At 63.8% G+C, this 12,898-nt stretch carries 9 protein-coding genes and 1 pseudogene (1 of these 10 only partly in view); 5 read left to right on the top strand and 5 right to left on the bottom strand.

The window, feature by feature from the left end:
• The 4 genes and pseudogenes from F4Z81_01560 to F4Z81_01545 form a co-directional block, all read right to left on the bottom strand.
• A pseudogene (locus F4Z81_01560) lies at positions 1-637 on the bottom strand (DUF479 domain-containing protein); it reaches 92 nt to the left of the window's first position.
• Positions 634-1,857, bottom strand: a complete 1,224-nt coding sequence (locus F4Z81_01555) for an OsmC family protein (GenBank protein MXW03732.1) — start codon at positions 1,855-1,857, stop codon at positions 634-636. Before F4Z81_01555 ends, F4Z81_01560 begins: the two are co-directional and overlap by 4 nt.
• Positions 1,858-1,896: 39 nt before the next feature.
• The gene (locus F4Z81_01550; protein ID MXW03731.1) at positions 1,897-4,752 is read right to left on the bottom strand and encodes a UPF0182 family protein; all 2,856 of its coding nucleotides are present in this window, start codon (positions 4,750-4,752) and stop codon (positions 1,897-1,899) included.
• Between the two features lie 50 nt (positions 4,753-4,802).
• Positions 4,803-6,002 carry a phosphotransferase gene (locus F4Z81_01545; protein ID MXW03730.1) on the bottom strand — a complete coding sequence of 400 codons (1,200 nt, stop codon included), beginning with the start codon at positions 6,000-6,002 and terminating at the stop codon, positions 4,803-4,805.
• Between F4Z81_01545 and F4Z81_01540 the strand changes: the two genes are divergently transcribed.
• From F4Z81_01540 to F4Z81_01525, 4 genes are all read left to right on the top strand, one after another.
• The gene (locus F4Z81_01540) at positions 5,733-6,590 is read left to right on the top strand and encodes a glycosyltransferase (GenBank protein ID MXW03729.1); all 858 of its coding nucleotides are present in this window, start codon (positions 5,733-5,735) and stop codon (positions 6,588-6,590) included. The two genes, F4Z81_01545 and F4Z81_01540, sit on opposite strands and share 270 nt — an antisense overlap.
• A gap of 21 nt (positions 6,591-6,611) precedes the next feature.
• Positions 6,612-8,123 (top strand): UDP-N-acetylmuramoyl-L-alanine--D-glutamate ligase, encoded by a 1,512-nt coding sequence (gene murD / locus F4Z81_01535; protein ID MXW03728.1) that lies wholly within the window; start codon positions 6,612-6,614, stop codon positions 8,121-8,123.
• 53 nt (positions 8,124-8,176) lie between these two features.
• Positions 8,177-9,028, top strand: a complete 852-nt coding sequence (locus tag F4Z81_01530; protein MXW03727.1) for a 3-hydroxybutyryl-CoA dehydrogenase — start codon at positions 8,177-8,179, stop codon at positions 9,026-9,028.
• A gap of 134 nt (positions 9,029-9,162) precedes the next feature.
• Complete coding sequence (locus F4Z81_01525) at positions 9,163-10,302, top strand: aminopeptidase P family protein (protein ID MXW03726.1); 1,140 nt, start codon at positions 9,163-9,165, stop codon at positions 10,300-10,302.
• A 7-nt stretch (positions 10,303-10,309) separates the two neighbouring features.
• On the opposite strand, the gene F4Z81_01520 is transcribed toward F4Z81_01525, so the two are convergent.
• Positions 10,310-11,617 carry a beta-lactamase family protein gene (locus F4Z81_01520; GenBank protein ID MXW03725.1) on the bottom strand — a complete coding sequence of 436 codons (1,308 nt, stop codon included), beginning with the start codon at positions 11,615-11,617 and terminating at the stop codon, positions 10,310-10,312.
• A gap of 267 nt (positions 11,618-11,884) precedes the next feature.
• Between F4Z81_01520 and F4Z81_01515 the strand changes: the two genes are divergently transcribed.
• Positions 11,885-12,889: a GNAT family N-acetyltransferase gene (locus F4Z81_01515; GenBank protein ID MXW03724.1), complete on the top strand. Its 1,005-nt coding sequence runs from the start codon at positions 11,885-11,887 to the stop codon at positions 12,887-12,889.
• The last annotated feature ends 9 nt before the right edge of the window (positions 12,890-12,898 follow it).

Raw genomic sequence — 12,898 nt, 5'->3', positions numbered from 1 at the left:
CCCCCGCCCCCTCGAGCGTGGTGCCGGCTGGTGCAGGCCGCGCCCCCTCACGAGTCTGACCAGGTCCGGTCTCCATGTGCCGGACCAGGTCCGGGAAGAACCGCAGGAACTGCCCTTCCATTTCGTCGTAGTTGGCCTCGAGTTCCTCCACGGAACCCGCCAGCGTGTTGGGCCGCCGGACGCGCATGGAAAGACCGTCCAGCGCCCGGCCGATCCCCGCGGTTTCCCGGTAGCCGTGCAGCCAGTCGTGCCTCACCATGTGCCGGATCACCCGCGCCAGGACCGGCGGCATGTCGCCCCGATAGTCGATGAGGGACTGGTAACTCCGCTCGATGAACGCGGAGAGCGGCTCGTCCGAGAAGCGCGGCCAGTTATGCGCGAGAAAATGGTCGTAGCAGATATCGACGATGATCCCGGCGAAACGGCGGCGGGTGGGGCTGATGAGCGCTTTGCTCTCGCGGACCACGTCGTGGCCGTCGGTATAGCGGTCCACGGCCACGTGGTTCCGCATGCCCCGCATGACGGCGCCGATGTACGGCTGCCGGTCCACGGGTCCCCGGACGAAATCCGCCATCAGGTTCCCCACGCAGGACTCAGGCGTGTCTTCGGCGAAATAAAGATGGGCAAGATAGTTCATGGGTCGTATAGCCGGGTCTCTACCAGGATCTCCGAATGGAGCGTCCGGTGCACGGGACAGCGGTCGGCGATTTCGAGCAGGCGGGCCTGCTGCTCACCGGACAGGTCGCCGATCAGTTCGATTTCGCGCTCGATGCGGTCCACCTTCCCCTCGGTGGTCTCGCAGGTCTCGCAGTGGCTGGCGTGGATCTTCGCGTGACTGAGCCGGACGACGATCTCCTCCAGCGGCCAGGACTTCCGGTCGGCGTACATCCGCAGGGTGATGGACGTGCAGGAACCCAGCGCCCCGAGCAGCAGGTCGTAGGGCGTCCCGCCCCGGTCCGTGCCTCCCACCGATACGGGTTCGTCCACCGTCATGCGGTGGCCCGAGGCCACGACCTCGGTATAGTAGTGTTCCCGTCCCGTGCGCACCACCACCTGGCTTCCCGCTGCATCGGGATCACCGTCCGCCACGGCGGGCACGTCCAGGTACCGCGTCGCCCACGCCGCGGCGGCCCGGCCCACGTAGAAGGCATCGGCCTCGTTCGAAAGCAGGTGGTCCGCCTTGTCGAGGGAGAGGAAGCTCTTGGGATGCATGGCGGCCTGGAAGATCCGGGCGGCGTTCTCGATCCCGACCGTCTGGTCGATGGGGGAGTGGCACACCAGCAGGGCGCGCCGCAACCCACGGATCGTCTCTTCCATCCCCGTCTCTTCCAGGTCTTCCAGGAACTGCTTCTTGATCAGGAAAGAACGGCCGGCGAGCGTGACAGTCGCCTGGCCGGTCTGTTCGATGGTCTCCCGGGCATCCCCGATCAGGTGGGCCACGTGCTTCGGATCGGCCGGCGCGCCGATGGTCACGACGGCCTTGCAGGAAGGAATGGACGCCGCCGCCTTGAGCACGGCCGCGCCGCCGAGGGAGTGCCCGATCAGCACCCGGGGCGCCTCGTGGCGGGACGCGAGATACCTCGCCGCGGCAACCAGGTCGTCCACGTTGGACGCGAAACCGGTATCGGAAAAGTCGCCTTCGCTGTCGCCGAGCCCGGTGAAGTCGAACTGCAGCACGGCCATGCCGTGGTCGGACATCTCCTGGCTGATGCGCCGTACGGCGTTCAGGTTCCGGTTGCAGGTGAAGCAGTGGGCGAAGAGGGCGTAGGCGACCGGCCTGCCGTCGGGCGGCAGGCTGAGCCGCGCGGCAAGCTGGTCGCCGTGGTCATTGGGAAAGCTGAGCGTCTGAACGGGCATGGCTGTCCCCAGTCCGCCTGGTCCGCGTCCGACCCGTTCCTACTCCAGCTGGGCGGCCTCGTCCGACAGACGCCGGAGTACGTTCTCCAGCTGCTGCAGCGAAGCCCCGTATTCGGACCAGTCGCCCGCCTGGAGGTGGCCCTGGGCCTCGTCGAAGTGGGACACCGCCCGCCTGGCCAGATCGTTCAGCGTGACACTCCTCGGCTGCGGAACGACCTGTCCGTCGCTCGTCTGCGTCGTCTCCAGGGCGAGGGTCGCGCCGTCGAAGGCGAAAATGGCCGAAAGTGCCTGGTCGAGCGTCTCCCGCATGGCGATGCGGTTGCCGTAGGCGACGATCACGCGCTTGAGCTCGGGCAAACCACCCCGGGTGGACCGCTGCCGCAGGTAAAGCGGCTCGATATAGAGCAGCGATTCCTGGATCGGCACGACGATGATGTCGCCGCGGATCACCTGGGAGCCCTCCTGGTTCCAGAGGGTGAGCTCCTTCGCGATGTCGGCGTCCTGGGTGATCCGCGCCTCGATCTGCATGGGGCCGTAGACCAGTTCCTGCTTCGGGAAGTTGTAGACCTTGATGCGGCCGTAGAGCGGCGCGTCGCAATGGGCGGCCATCCAGCCGATCATGTTCTCCTTGTTGGCCGGCGTAAAGGGCAGCAGGAGGAGCATTTCCTCCCTCTCCATCAGGGCCGTCTTCATCACGGCGTAGTACGGGTATACCTGCTGTTCCTGCTCCGCGTATACCTGCTGGGGCACCGCCCAGAGGTCTTCCTTGTTGTAGAACACCTGGGGATTGCGCATGTGATAGATGCGGTACATGGCCGCCTGGATGGCGAAGAGGTCGCGGGGATACCGGATATGATCGCGGATCGGCTGCGGCATCTCGCTCAGCGGCTTGAACAGCGTCGGGAAGATCTTCTGGTACGTCAGCACCATCGGGTCCGTCTCGTCCACGAGGTAGAAGTCGGTCTCGCCGGTATAGGCGTCGATGACCACCTTCACCGAGTTGCGGATGTAGTTGATGTTCTGCAGCGTGGGCTGGTTCTGTACGAACCTGCGCTGCGGCGGCGGATTCAGCCCGGGAATATCCGATTGCGGCCCGGTGCCCAGGTCGCCCGAGTCCGGCATCTGCAGGAGACCGCTGAAACGTTGCGAATAGGGATAGGAGCCCGTGGTCGTGTAGGCGTCGATCATCCAGTACAGCTTGCCGTTGGCGATGACCAGGTAGGGATCGTGATCATAGTCCAGGAAAGGCGCGACGTTCTCCACCCGGCTCTGCAGCTGACGGTAGAACATCACCTGGCTTTCGTCGGTGATCAGCGGGCTGATGACGAAATTGACCTCGCTGAAATATCGGGCGAAGGCCAGGCGGCGGAAGTAGGAGCTGAGCTCCACCCCGCCGTCGTCCTGGTACCGGCTGAACTTGTTCTCGTCGCCCTCCGGATAGTCGAACTCCTCCTGCGTGGTCTTCACGACCGCGTAGGCGTCCATGTTCTCGCCGAAGTACAATTCCGGCCGCCGCACGACGAGGTCGTCGCTCGTGGAAACGGGCGGGATGTCTTTGACGAAGAGGTCCGGCAGTCCCTCGGGCGTGGCGGTGTTCACCGGGCTCAGGCACAGGCCGTAGCCATGGGTGTAGAACAGGTGCCGGTTCTGCCAGGTGGGCGATGGCAGCTGGGCGTAGGACAACTCCCGGGCCGCCAGCATGACCTGGCGGTACTGACCGTCGATCATGTACCGGTCCTCGTCCACGCTGGAGAAATCGTAGTAGGTCCGGATCTCCTGGAGCTGCTGGTACGTGCGCCGGAGCGGACGCTTGTCCTGGACCTTGAGGTTGTTGATGGTCGTGATGTTGTTCTGGATGTCCCCCGCGCCGAGGTTCTCCTGGATCTGGAAGGGCACTTCGTCGACCCCTTCCAGGCCGTATGCCTGCAGCGTATAATCGATACTGTGCTGGATGTACGGCGCCTCCCGGTCGTACTCGTTGGGCGCCACCACGAAATACTGGACGAGTCCGGGATACACCGAACCGACGACCAGGGACGAGACGATCATGCCGCCGATGGCAATGAACGGCAGGTTGCGGCGCTGCGAGCGGAGCGTCATCAGGAACAGCCCGGCGCAGCCAATGGCCACGAAGAGCATGATCCACAGCGCGTACATCCGGGCGTGCAGATCGGTGTACCCCGCGCCGAAGGCGAATCCCGACTCGGAAAACAGCAGGCGGTACATGTCGAGCCGGTAGCCCCAGGCCATGAGCAGGAAGACGATGGCGCCCAGGACGCAGATGTGGTTGCGGGCGTACGACCGGATCTGTATGCCACGCTCTTCGATGGTGACGGCGCCCCGGTAGAGATAATAGAGGGTGACCGCGATGGCCGAGGCCACGACGAGGAGCAGCAGCCAGAACCGGACGAAATGCCAGATCGGCAGCGAGAAGACGAAGAACCCGATATCGATATTGAATATGGGATCGGTGGCGCCAAAGGCCTCCTGGTTGAAGAACCGGAGCATACCGTCCCAGTTGGCCAGGCCGATCAGGCCCATGATGGCGGCAATGACCAGGATGCCGATGATCGTCACGACCTCGATCAGCCTGGAGTTGGAGAAAAGCTGTTCGAGTTCCGACATCTCCTCGTTGAACAGGTGAAGTTCGGTGAGGCGCGTGGAGAAGTACCGCGCAAGGTAGACATTCGCCCCGAGGCCCACCAGCGCGACCAGTCCGAAGACCAGTCCCGTGAAGAACTTGGCGCCGATCGTCGTCCAGAACACGTCGTCGAAGCCCAGTTGGCCGAACCAGAGCGCCTCGACGAAGATGTTGGCCCAGAATCCGCTGAGGATCCACAGACCGATTACGACTGCGGCCGCTATGAAGAGTAGTGATCTGAATCTGCCCAAGATATCGCTCCTTGCCCGTTGTGTTGAGGGTGTTTATGTGCCGTGCATGCAGTTCAAATGTGGCGCAATCCCGCCACCGTTATTTCGTCATCCAGCATCATGGGTCGGGCGGCCTGGCGAATGCGTGCCCTGACCCCGTCGTCGGTGATATACCGCACCTGGTTGATCCCGTCGATGCGGAACAGCATCTCGAGACCGGCCTGCTGAAGGGCCATCGTTTCCGTTGCTTCAGGCAGCAGGTCGCCCATGCCCTCCGCGTAAGTGCTCCAAATGAGTTCGACAGCGTCGAAGACCGCGTCCGCGACCCGTGGTTTGTTGTATGCGTGCAGCAGGTAGTGGGCCATGATGAAACCCGCGTCCTGGGCCGGGTGCCCGTAGTTGACGAATTCCAGGTCGAAGGTACGGACCCGTTTTTCCGCGGCGATCACGCTGGCCGTCCAGAAGTCGCCGTGGAGCAGCGTCTGCTTCGTCTCCGTGAAAGTCTCCGCCAACCGGCGGGCGACTCGGTTCAACGCCGGATCTTCTACGAAATAGAAACAGTACTTGTACCTCAGGCCCTGCATGGCCTCGTTGTCGAATTGCCCGCGCAGTTCCCGGTCGTCCCAGGTCTGCCGGTGCAGGGTCGAAAGAAACCCGCCGAGTTGCTCCGCCACGGCAGGATCGACGCGTCCCCGCTCCAACTCGGATTCCAGGGACGGGCGCTTTCCCAGATCCGACATGACCAGGATGCGATCCGCGTCGTCGAAGTGCAGGACGGCCGGAACGGTCCCCTCGGGGAACAGTCCGTTCAAAACCCGGAGGGCCCGCGTCTCGTAGACGATCCGGTCGGTGGTGACTTTGAGGTCCGGGAAGAGCCGCAACGCGTCCAGGGCCTGTTTCACCACGACCGATCGGTCGTCGGCGGTGACCCGCAGCACGGTATTCAGAAACCCGCCGCCCAGTTCTTCCACCGTGCAGGAACCTTCCCGCGGCGGGGCCAATAGATGTCTTGTGTGAACGTACTCCGCTACATTATCTTTGTCGATGTTCATGACCAAAGTGGCTTCATCGCGAGCGCGATTCCCATCGCGCCAAGCCATGCCTTCCGGCCAATGATTTCCTATCCGCCCACCGCACTCGTCCTGCTCGCCAAGTATCCCGAACCCGGTAACGTCAAGACCCGGCTGGTCCATGGCACGGCGGCGAACGGCTATGCCGGCCTCAAGGACATCCGCGACCGGTCGGGCAATGTGCTCGGTCCGGACGTAGCCCATCGCCTGGCGGCCGGTATGTACCGCGCGTTCCTGGTGGACCGGTTCGCGGCGCACCGGGGACGGGACTACGACGTCCTGCTGGCCACGTCCCAGCCCGAATACGCGGACGCCTTTCGCTCGATTACCGGGCCGGACGTCCCGTACCACGCAGTGTCCGGCGCGAATTTGGGTGAGATGATGCTCGGCCTGTTCGAGGATCTGCTCGGTAGATACCCGTACGTGCTGATCTCCGGGAGCGACATGCCCCGGCTGGAGGAAACGGTCATCGATCGAGCCCGCGAGTCCCTCTCATCCCACGATATTGTGCTTGTCCCGGCCCAGGACGGCGCGTACAATCTTATCGGCATGCGCAAGCCGCACCGCATATTCGATATCTCGCGCTGGAGTTCGGGATCGGAACTCGAGGAGACCGTCGCCCTGCTTCGGCGGCGCCGGATCACCCACGAGGTGCTCGACGAGTTCCGCCTGCTGGACATCGATACGATCGAAGACCTGGTGCAGTTGATGCGCGGTCCTGAAACCGTCGACGCACCGGAAACCAACACCTTTCTGACGGCGCTCGACGAACGACTGGACTTCGCGGATTGAACCCGCGAATCAACGCCGTATATTAAACCGGGCGGACTTCGGGTGTCAAGGGAATTCAAAGGCAAACGGGTTACCGTACTGGGGCTCGGCGTGCTCTCCGGCGGCGCCGCGTCCACGCGGTATTTCGCCGCGCGGGGAGCGGACGTTACCGTCACCGACCTGCTGCCCGCGGAAGCCCTCCGGAAGTCCATCGCCGCACTGGATCCATGGCCGGTCCGCTACGTGCTCGGGGAGCACCGGGAGGAGGACATCACCGGCGCGGACCTCGTGGTGGTCGGGCCCGCCGTCCGGGACGACAGTCCGTTTCTCCAGCTGGCGCGGGACCGGGGCGTTGCGCTGACCACCGAGATCAACCTGGTCTTCGAGACCTGCCGCCGGCCGGTCATCGGCATCACGGGCAGCAACGGAAAGACCACCACGACCCGCCTTCTCGGGGCGCTGCACCAGGCGGTCGACCCGGATACGCTGGTGGGCGGGAACATCGGCCGGGCCGTGCTCAACGAGATTGAAGGGGATCGCACGGGAACAGGAGAGCCAGGCGGAGGCGCAGGTCCTGGCGGTACGGTCGACGGTCAGGACGAGGCGGCCGAATCCGGGGAGGCGGCCGAATCCGGGGAGGCGGCCGCCGGCAGTCCCGTGGTCCTCGAGCTTTCCAGCTTCCAGTTGCACCGGCTGGCCTGGATCCGGCGAAGTCCGGGCCTGGCGGTGGTGACGAACCTGTCGCCCAATCACCTGGACTGGCACGGGACCTTCGACGCCTACGAACAGGCCAAGCGGCACATCGTGCACTATCAGTCGCCGGAGGACGCGGTCGTCCTGAACGCCGATGACGAGCGGCTGCGTAAATGGGCGGCATTCTGCCCGGGACGGGTCGCGTGGTTCAGCATGGAAGGTCCCGTCGAGACCGGATGCCACGTGCGGGACGGACAGGTGGTCTTCCGCGACAGTTCCGGCGAACACGCCATTTGTCCCGTGGACGCCCTCCGGCTGCCGGGTCCGCATAACCTGGTCAACCTGCTGGCCGCGGTGACGGCCGCATGCCTGGGCGGGATCCCGCCATCGGTCATCCGGTCGACGGTCGAGGCGTTCCGCGGCGTGGAGCACCGCCTGGAAGAGGTCGCCGTTATCGATGGCGTGAGATACTACAACGATTCGGCCTGCACCACGCCGGCGTCGACGGTCACGGCGCTCCGGGCATTCGACGCGCCGGTCGTCCTGATCGCAGGTGGGTACGACAAGGGGACGGCCTTCGACGACATGGCGAAGGAAATCGTCCGGCGCGCCCGGGCAGCCGTGTTGATCGGCACGACCGCGGACGCGATTGAGACTGCGATCGGGAAAGCCGGTGCTGATGCGCATCCGCCCGTCATCGTCCGCGCCGAAATGCTCAATGACGCCGTGCGGCAAAGCGCCCGTCTTGCGCGGCCCGGCGACGTGGTCGTGCTGTCGCCCGCCTGTGCCAGTTACGACATGTTTACCAACTTCGAGGAACGCGGCCAGCGGTTCAGGGAAGCCGTGGCGGCGCTGAAGTGAGTAGTCGCGCGTAGCACCGAATAACCTGAAGTACAGCACCCGGAGGATCCGGCATGGCCATTGAGACCGTGGGCGTCATTGGATGTGGATTGATGGGATCGGGCATCACGCAGGTGTGCGCCCAGGCGGGTTACCGGACGATCGTCCGCGAGGCATCCGACGAGCTGGTGGCCGGAGGCATCGGTCGGATCGACGGCCTCCTGTCGCGGAACGTCTCCAAGGGACGCATGACGGAAAACGAAAAGGCGGCCGTGCTCGGGCGCATCACGGGTACGACCGAATTCGGCGACCTCGACGAATGCGACCTGGTGATCGAAGCGGTGACCGAGAACCTGGAAACCAAGCAGGAGGTCTTCCGCACCCTCGACGGCATCGCACCGCCCGGCGCCATCCTGGCCAGCAACACCTCCTCCATTTCCATCACCGAACTGGCCGCGGCGACAGACCGGCCGGAGCAGGTGCTGGGCCTTCATTTCTTCAATCCCGTGCCCGTCATGGGACTTATCGAAATGGTCGTCGGACTGCAGACCAGCGAGGAGACCGTAGAAACGGCCCGGCAGTTCGGCGAATCGCTGGGCAAGCAGGTGATCCAGGTCAAGGATACGCCGGGCTTCATCGTCAACTACCTCCTCATCCCCTACCTGCTGGACGCGGTGCGCCTGGTCGAATCCGGCGTGGCCACGAAGGAGGACATCGACGCGGGCATGGTCCTGGGGTGCAGCCACCCCCTCGGTCCACTCAAGCTGCTCGACTTCATCGGCCTGGACACCACGCTCTACATCGCGGAAGTGCTACATGACGCCTTCCGCACCGACCGCTACGCTGCCCCGCCCCTGCTGCGCCAGATGGTCGCCGCCGGGATGAACGGGCGCAAGGCCGGCCAGGGGTTCTACACATATGATTGACCCGAGAGATCCCGATCGTACAAGCCCAGAAGCCATCCATGCCGGTATTGACTTGTACAATTGTACAATATAACCAAGGCCATTAATATCATTGTGACGTATTCGACCGGCTTATTAAAACGAAAGGCACCTGAATGACCGCATCACCCGGTAACGAGGCCATCCTGCTCATTGCGGACAGCGAGCGCGACGCCGACATGCTCTACGCCGCGGGGCTGTTCGTGCCGGACCCTTTCACATTTCTCCGGGTGGAGGGCCGGACGACCATCATGATGAGCGACCTGGAAATCGACCGTGCGCGGGCGCAGTCGAAGGTCGATGAAGTGGTATCGCTCACGGACTATACGAACCGTGCGAAGAAGACCGGCAACGCGGATCCGGGACTCATGGATGCCGTGGTCGAACTGCTCCGGGAGCGGGAAGTGAAATGTGTCAGCGTACCGAACGGTTTCCCCCTGGGTTACGCCGACAAGCTTCGGGATCGGGGATTCGCGGTGGCGTCGAAGGAGGATCCCTTCTGGGACCAGCGCCCGGTGAAGACCGACGACGAGGTCGCGGCCATCTCGAACGCCTCCCGCCACACGGAAGACGCCCTGCGCATGGCTTTCGATATCCTGGCCGAAGCTACCGTGAAGGACGGCCTGCTCCACGGGCCGGAAGGGCCGCTGACTTCCGAGTACATCCGGAAGCGTATCCACGTCTACCTGCTGGAACGGGACTGCATCGCCCAGCACACGATCATCGCCGGCGGCGTCCAGGGCTGCGACCCCCACAACGGGGGTTCCGGACCGTTGCGCGCCGGCGAGCCCATCATCTTCGACCTGTTTCCCAAGTCCGCGAAGACCGGATATTACGCGGATATCACGCGCACCGTGGCAAAGGGGCCGGTATCCGACACGTTCCGAAGGCTATACGATACGGTGCTGGAAGGACAGGAAATCGCGCTCTCGCGAGTCCGAGCCGGGGTGGACGGACGTGATATCCACGGAGAAGTGGAACGGCTGTTCGAAAGCAAGGGTTACGAGACGGGCGCGAAAAACGGCCGCATGCAGGGCTTCTTCCACGGCACGGGCCATGGCTTCGGCCTGGAAATCCACGAACCGCCCCGCATTTCCAAGGTGTCCCAGGTCCTCGTGGCCGGCCACGTCGTGACCGTGGAACCGGGTTTGTACTACCCTGATCTCGGCGGTGGCGTTCGGATCGAGGACAATGTGGTCGTGACCGAAAGCGGGTGCGTCAACCTGACGCGGCTGGAGAAGGTGTTCGAGTTGTAACGCCGCTTCAGTCCACCAGCGCCTGGTAGACGAGCGCCCGGATGCGCTGATGGTCGTCAAGACCCTGGGCGGGGATGACCTGCGTCATGTAGGAAACCACCAGTTCCTCTACCGGATCGACCCAGTACGTGGAGTGATAGGCTCCTCCCCAGTTGTAGGCGCCCGGAGAACCCGGCAGGCCGCTCCAGCCGATCTCCTCCGTAATACCGAACCCCAGGCCGAACCCGCCGCCGTCGCCCTGCCACGCGTCGTGCACATGATCGACGGTCATGAGCTCCACGGTCTTGGGCGACAGGATGCGCGCCCCGTCCAGCGTGCCCCCGCGCCGGAGCGCCTCGAGAAAGCGGGCGTAGTCTCCCGGCGTGGACACGAGTCCCGCGCCGCCCGAGAAGCTCTTGCGCGGTCCCTCGAGGTACATGCCCTGTCCGACCATGTGGCCCGGATCAGGCGCGCGCTCCATCCCCTTTTCATCCGTTACCGAGTACACGACGGTGAGCCGTTCCGCTTTCTCCGGCGGCACGTAGAAGTGCGTGTCAACCATGCCCAGCGGCTCGAGGATCTCGACCCGCAGGAATTCGTCCAGCGGCATGCCGGAGGCTCGCTCGATCACCACGCCCAGGATATCCGTGGCGTAGCCGTACACGAATGCCCCTCCCGGCTGGCCAGCCATGGGCAGATCCGCCATGCGCTCGACGGTATCGGCAATCGGTTCTTCGCGGTCCGCGAAATACCAGCCCACGATGCCGGCCTCCTCCCAGGCCCGGGTGCCGGGGCCCCACCCGTACCCGATGCCGGCGGTGTGGGTGAGCAGGTCGCGTACGGTGATCTTGCGATCTGCGGGGACCACCTCGTAGCCCCCGTCCCCGGTTGCAACGGCGACGGTCGTGCTGTCGAACTCGGGAATGAAGTCGCCCAGGTCCTGGTCGATCAACAGACGCCCCTGCTCCTGGAGGATCATCACGCCCACCGAGATGACCGCCTTGGTCTGAGAAGCGATGCGGAACAGGTCCGTGATCTCGAGCGGCTCCCCCGCCTCGCGGTCCCGGTAGCCGAAGGCCTTGGCGTAGACCACGTGCCCGCGCCGCCCGATCACGAGCGCGGCGCCCGGGAGGCGTTCTTCCTCGACATAGGCTTCAAGCGCCGCATCGATGCGCGCCAGCCGATCGGAGGACACGCCGACCTTCTCGGGGGTGGCCTGGACAAAGGATTGGGCGAAGACCCGCGGCGCGGTAAGCGCGGCGGGTACGCAGAGGAGCGACGCCGCGAGCAGAGGTAGTAGAATGCGGAATTTATAAATTGACCATATTGACAACATGATTTCCGTTCCTTTAGGGGGGTTGTAGAGGCGATGCGGTTATACTAATCTGTTCACGTTATATTGTCAATTTAGCGTGAATTTACCCGTGTAAATGCGTGCTATTCACGCTTAATTGCAGAAACACCGTGAACCGGATTCCGACCAAGAACCCTCAAGCAGGTCCGTATCCATGCATCCAAATTTGTATCAGTCAAGTGCCCCGACAAGTACAGCCATCGGAACACGGCCATTGGTACACGACCATCACCCTGGGACCCAACCACCATGAAAATCAGCACCCTCGAACTCGACCAGGCGTCCGTCCTGACGGACTTCTACAATGAACAGTTCTCCGGGATGCCGTACTGCTATCCGGTCACCGAGGATGAATTCCGGACCGGTGTTCTGTGGCATGAAGAGGAGGACAGGCCCTACGAAGACCTGTCTGAAGAGTCGATCCTGGTGGTGGAAGACGACGGCGGCGACGTCGCGGGATTCGCCCACGTGGCCATCTGCCGCAAGGGCGAGGAGGAAGACCGCATCGGACTTCATCCGATTGAGGAGCTGCTGGAGGACCGCATAGGTCTCATCCGCTTCTTACACTACCGGGCTGGGGCAAGGCCGGCCGGGCAGGCGCTGCTGGAAGCGGCGGAAGCGCGCCTGCGGGATTTCGGTGTCGGCCAGATTCGGGCCTTCAGCTACTTCGGATACCGGTTCCATCGCTTCTGCCACGCGTTCCAATCCGACCGGATGGCCCATGTCGGCGCCCTGCTCTGCATAAACGATTACCGTATTACGCGGGGGATCATCCTCCTCGAACTCCCGGATTTCGAGGTACCCGATCCCGTACTGACGGATCCCGGTGTGACCACGCGGTTCGACGTCAAGCCCGGACGCGGCAGGCTGCCCAACATGGAGTTCCAGCTCTTCCGGGGAGACCAGTGCATCGGCCAGGGATTCGCCCAGTCGCTGGGGGATTTCTGCCGGTCGTCTCTGGCGCAGGATACCTTCTACATCCCGTGGTTCTCCATCGAAGGCAGCCCGGTGGGAGGACGGGTCAGCGAGGGAGAGCAGGGCAAGGGGTTCGGGCGGTACATGATGGAAGTGCTGCTCAGGGAAATGCGCCAGCTCGGATACCGCCACGCTACCACCCAGGCGAACACGGGCAGCCCCCGGCCCATTCTCCTGTACACCAACATGGGGTACCGGGTCGTAGACACCAACTACCAGTATTTCAAGGATTTTGAGCGGGAGATACCGCTGGAGGTGTTCAAGGAAGTCGGGTTCTAGGAGGTCGGG

Source organism: Gemmatimonadota bacterium (assembly GCA_009835325.1).
Taxonomy (GTDB): domain Bacteria; phylum JAAXHH01; class JAAXHH01; order JAAXHH01; family JAAXHH01; genus JAAXHH01.
This window is presented reverse-complemented; position numbering and strand designations above follow the sequence as displayed.

What these genes read in the sequence shown, in the direction of transcription:
- F4Z81_01540 (MXW03729.1), top strand. Translation starts at nt 5,733, where the DNA reads ATGTCTTGTGTGAACGTACTCCGCTACATTATCTTTGTCGATGTTCAT.
- F4Z81_01525 (MXW03726.1), top strand. Translation starts at nt 9,163, where the DNA reads ATGACCGCATCACCCGGTAACGAGGCCATCCTGCTCATTGCGGACAGC.
- F4Z81_01530 (MXW03727.1), top strand. Translation starts at nt 8,177, where the DNA reads ATGGCCATTGAGACCGTGGGCGTCATTGGATGTGGATTGATGGGATCG.
- F4Z81_01555 (MXW03732.1), bottom strand. Translation starts at nt 1,857, where the DNA reads ATGCCCGTTCAGACGCTCAGCTTTCCCAATGACCACGGCGACCAGCTT.
- F4Z81_01520 (MXW03725.1), bottom strand. Translation starts at nt 11,617, where the DNA reads ATGTTGTCAATATGGTCAATTTATAAATTCCGCATTCTACTACCTCTG.
- F4Z81_01515 (MXW03724.1), top strand. Translation starts at nt 11,885, where the DNA reads ATGAAAATCAGCACCCTCGAACTCGACCAGGCGTCCGTCCTGACGGAC.
- F4Z81_01545 (MXW03730.1), bottom strand. Translation starts at nt 6,002, where the DNA reads ATGGGCTACGTCCGGACCGAGCACATTGCCCGACCGGTCGCGGATGTC.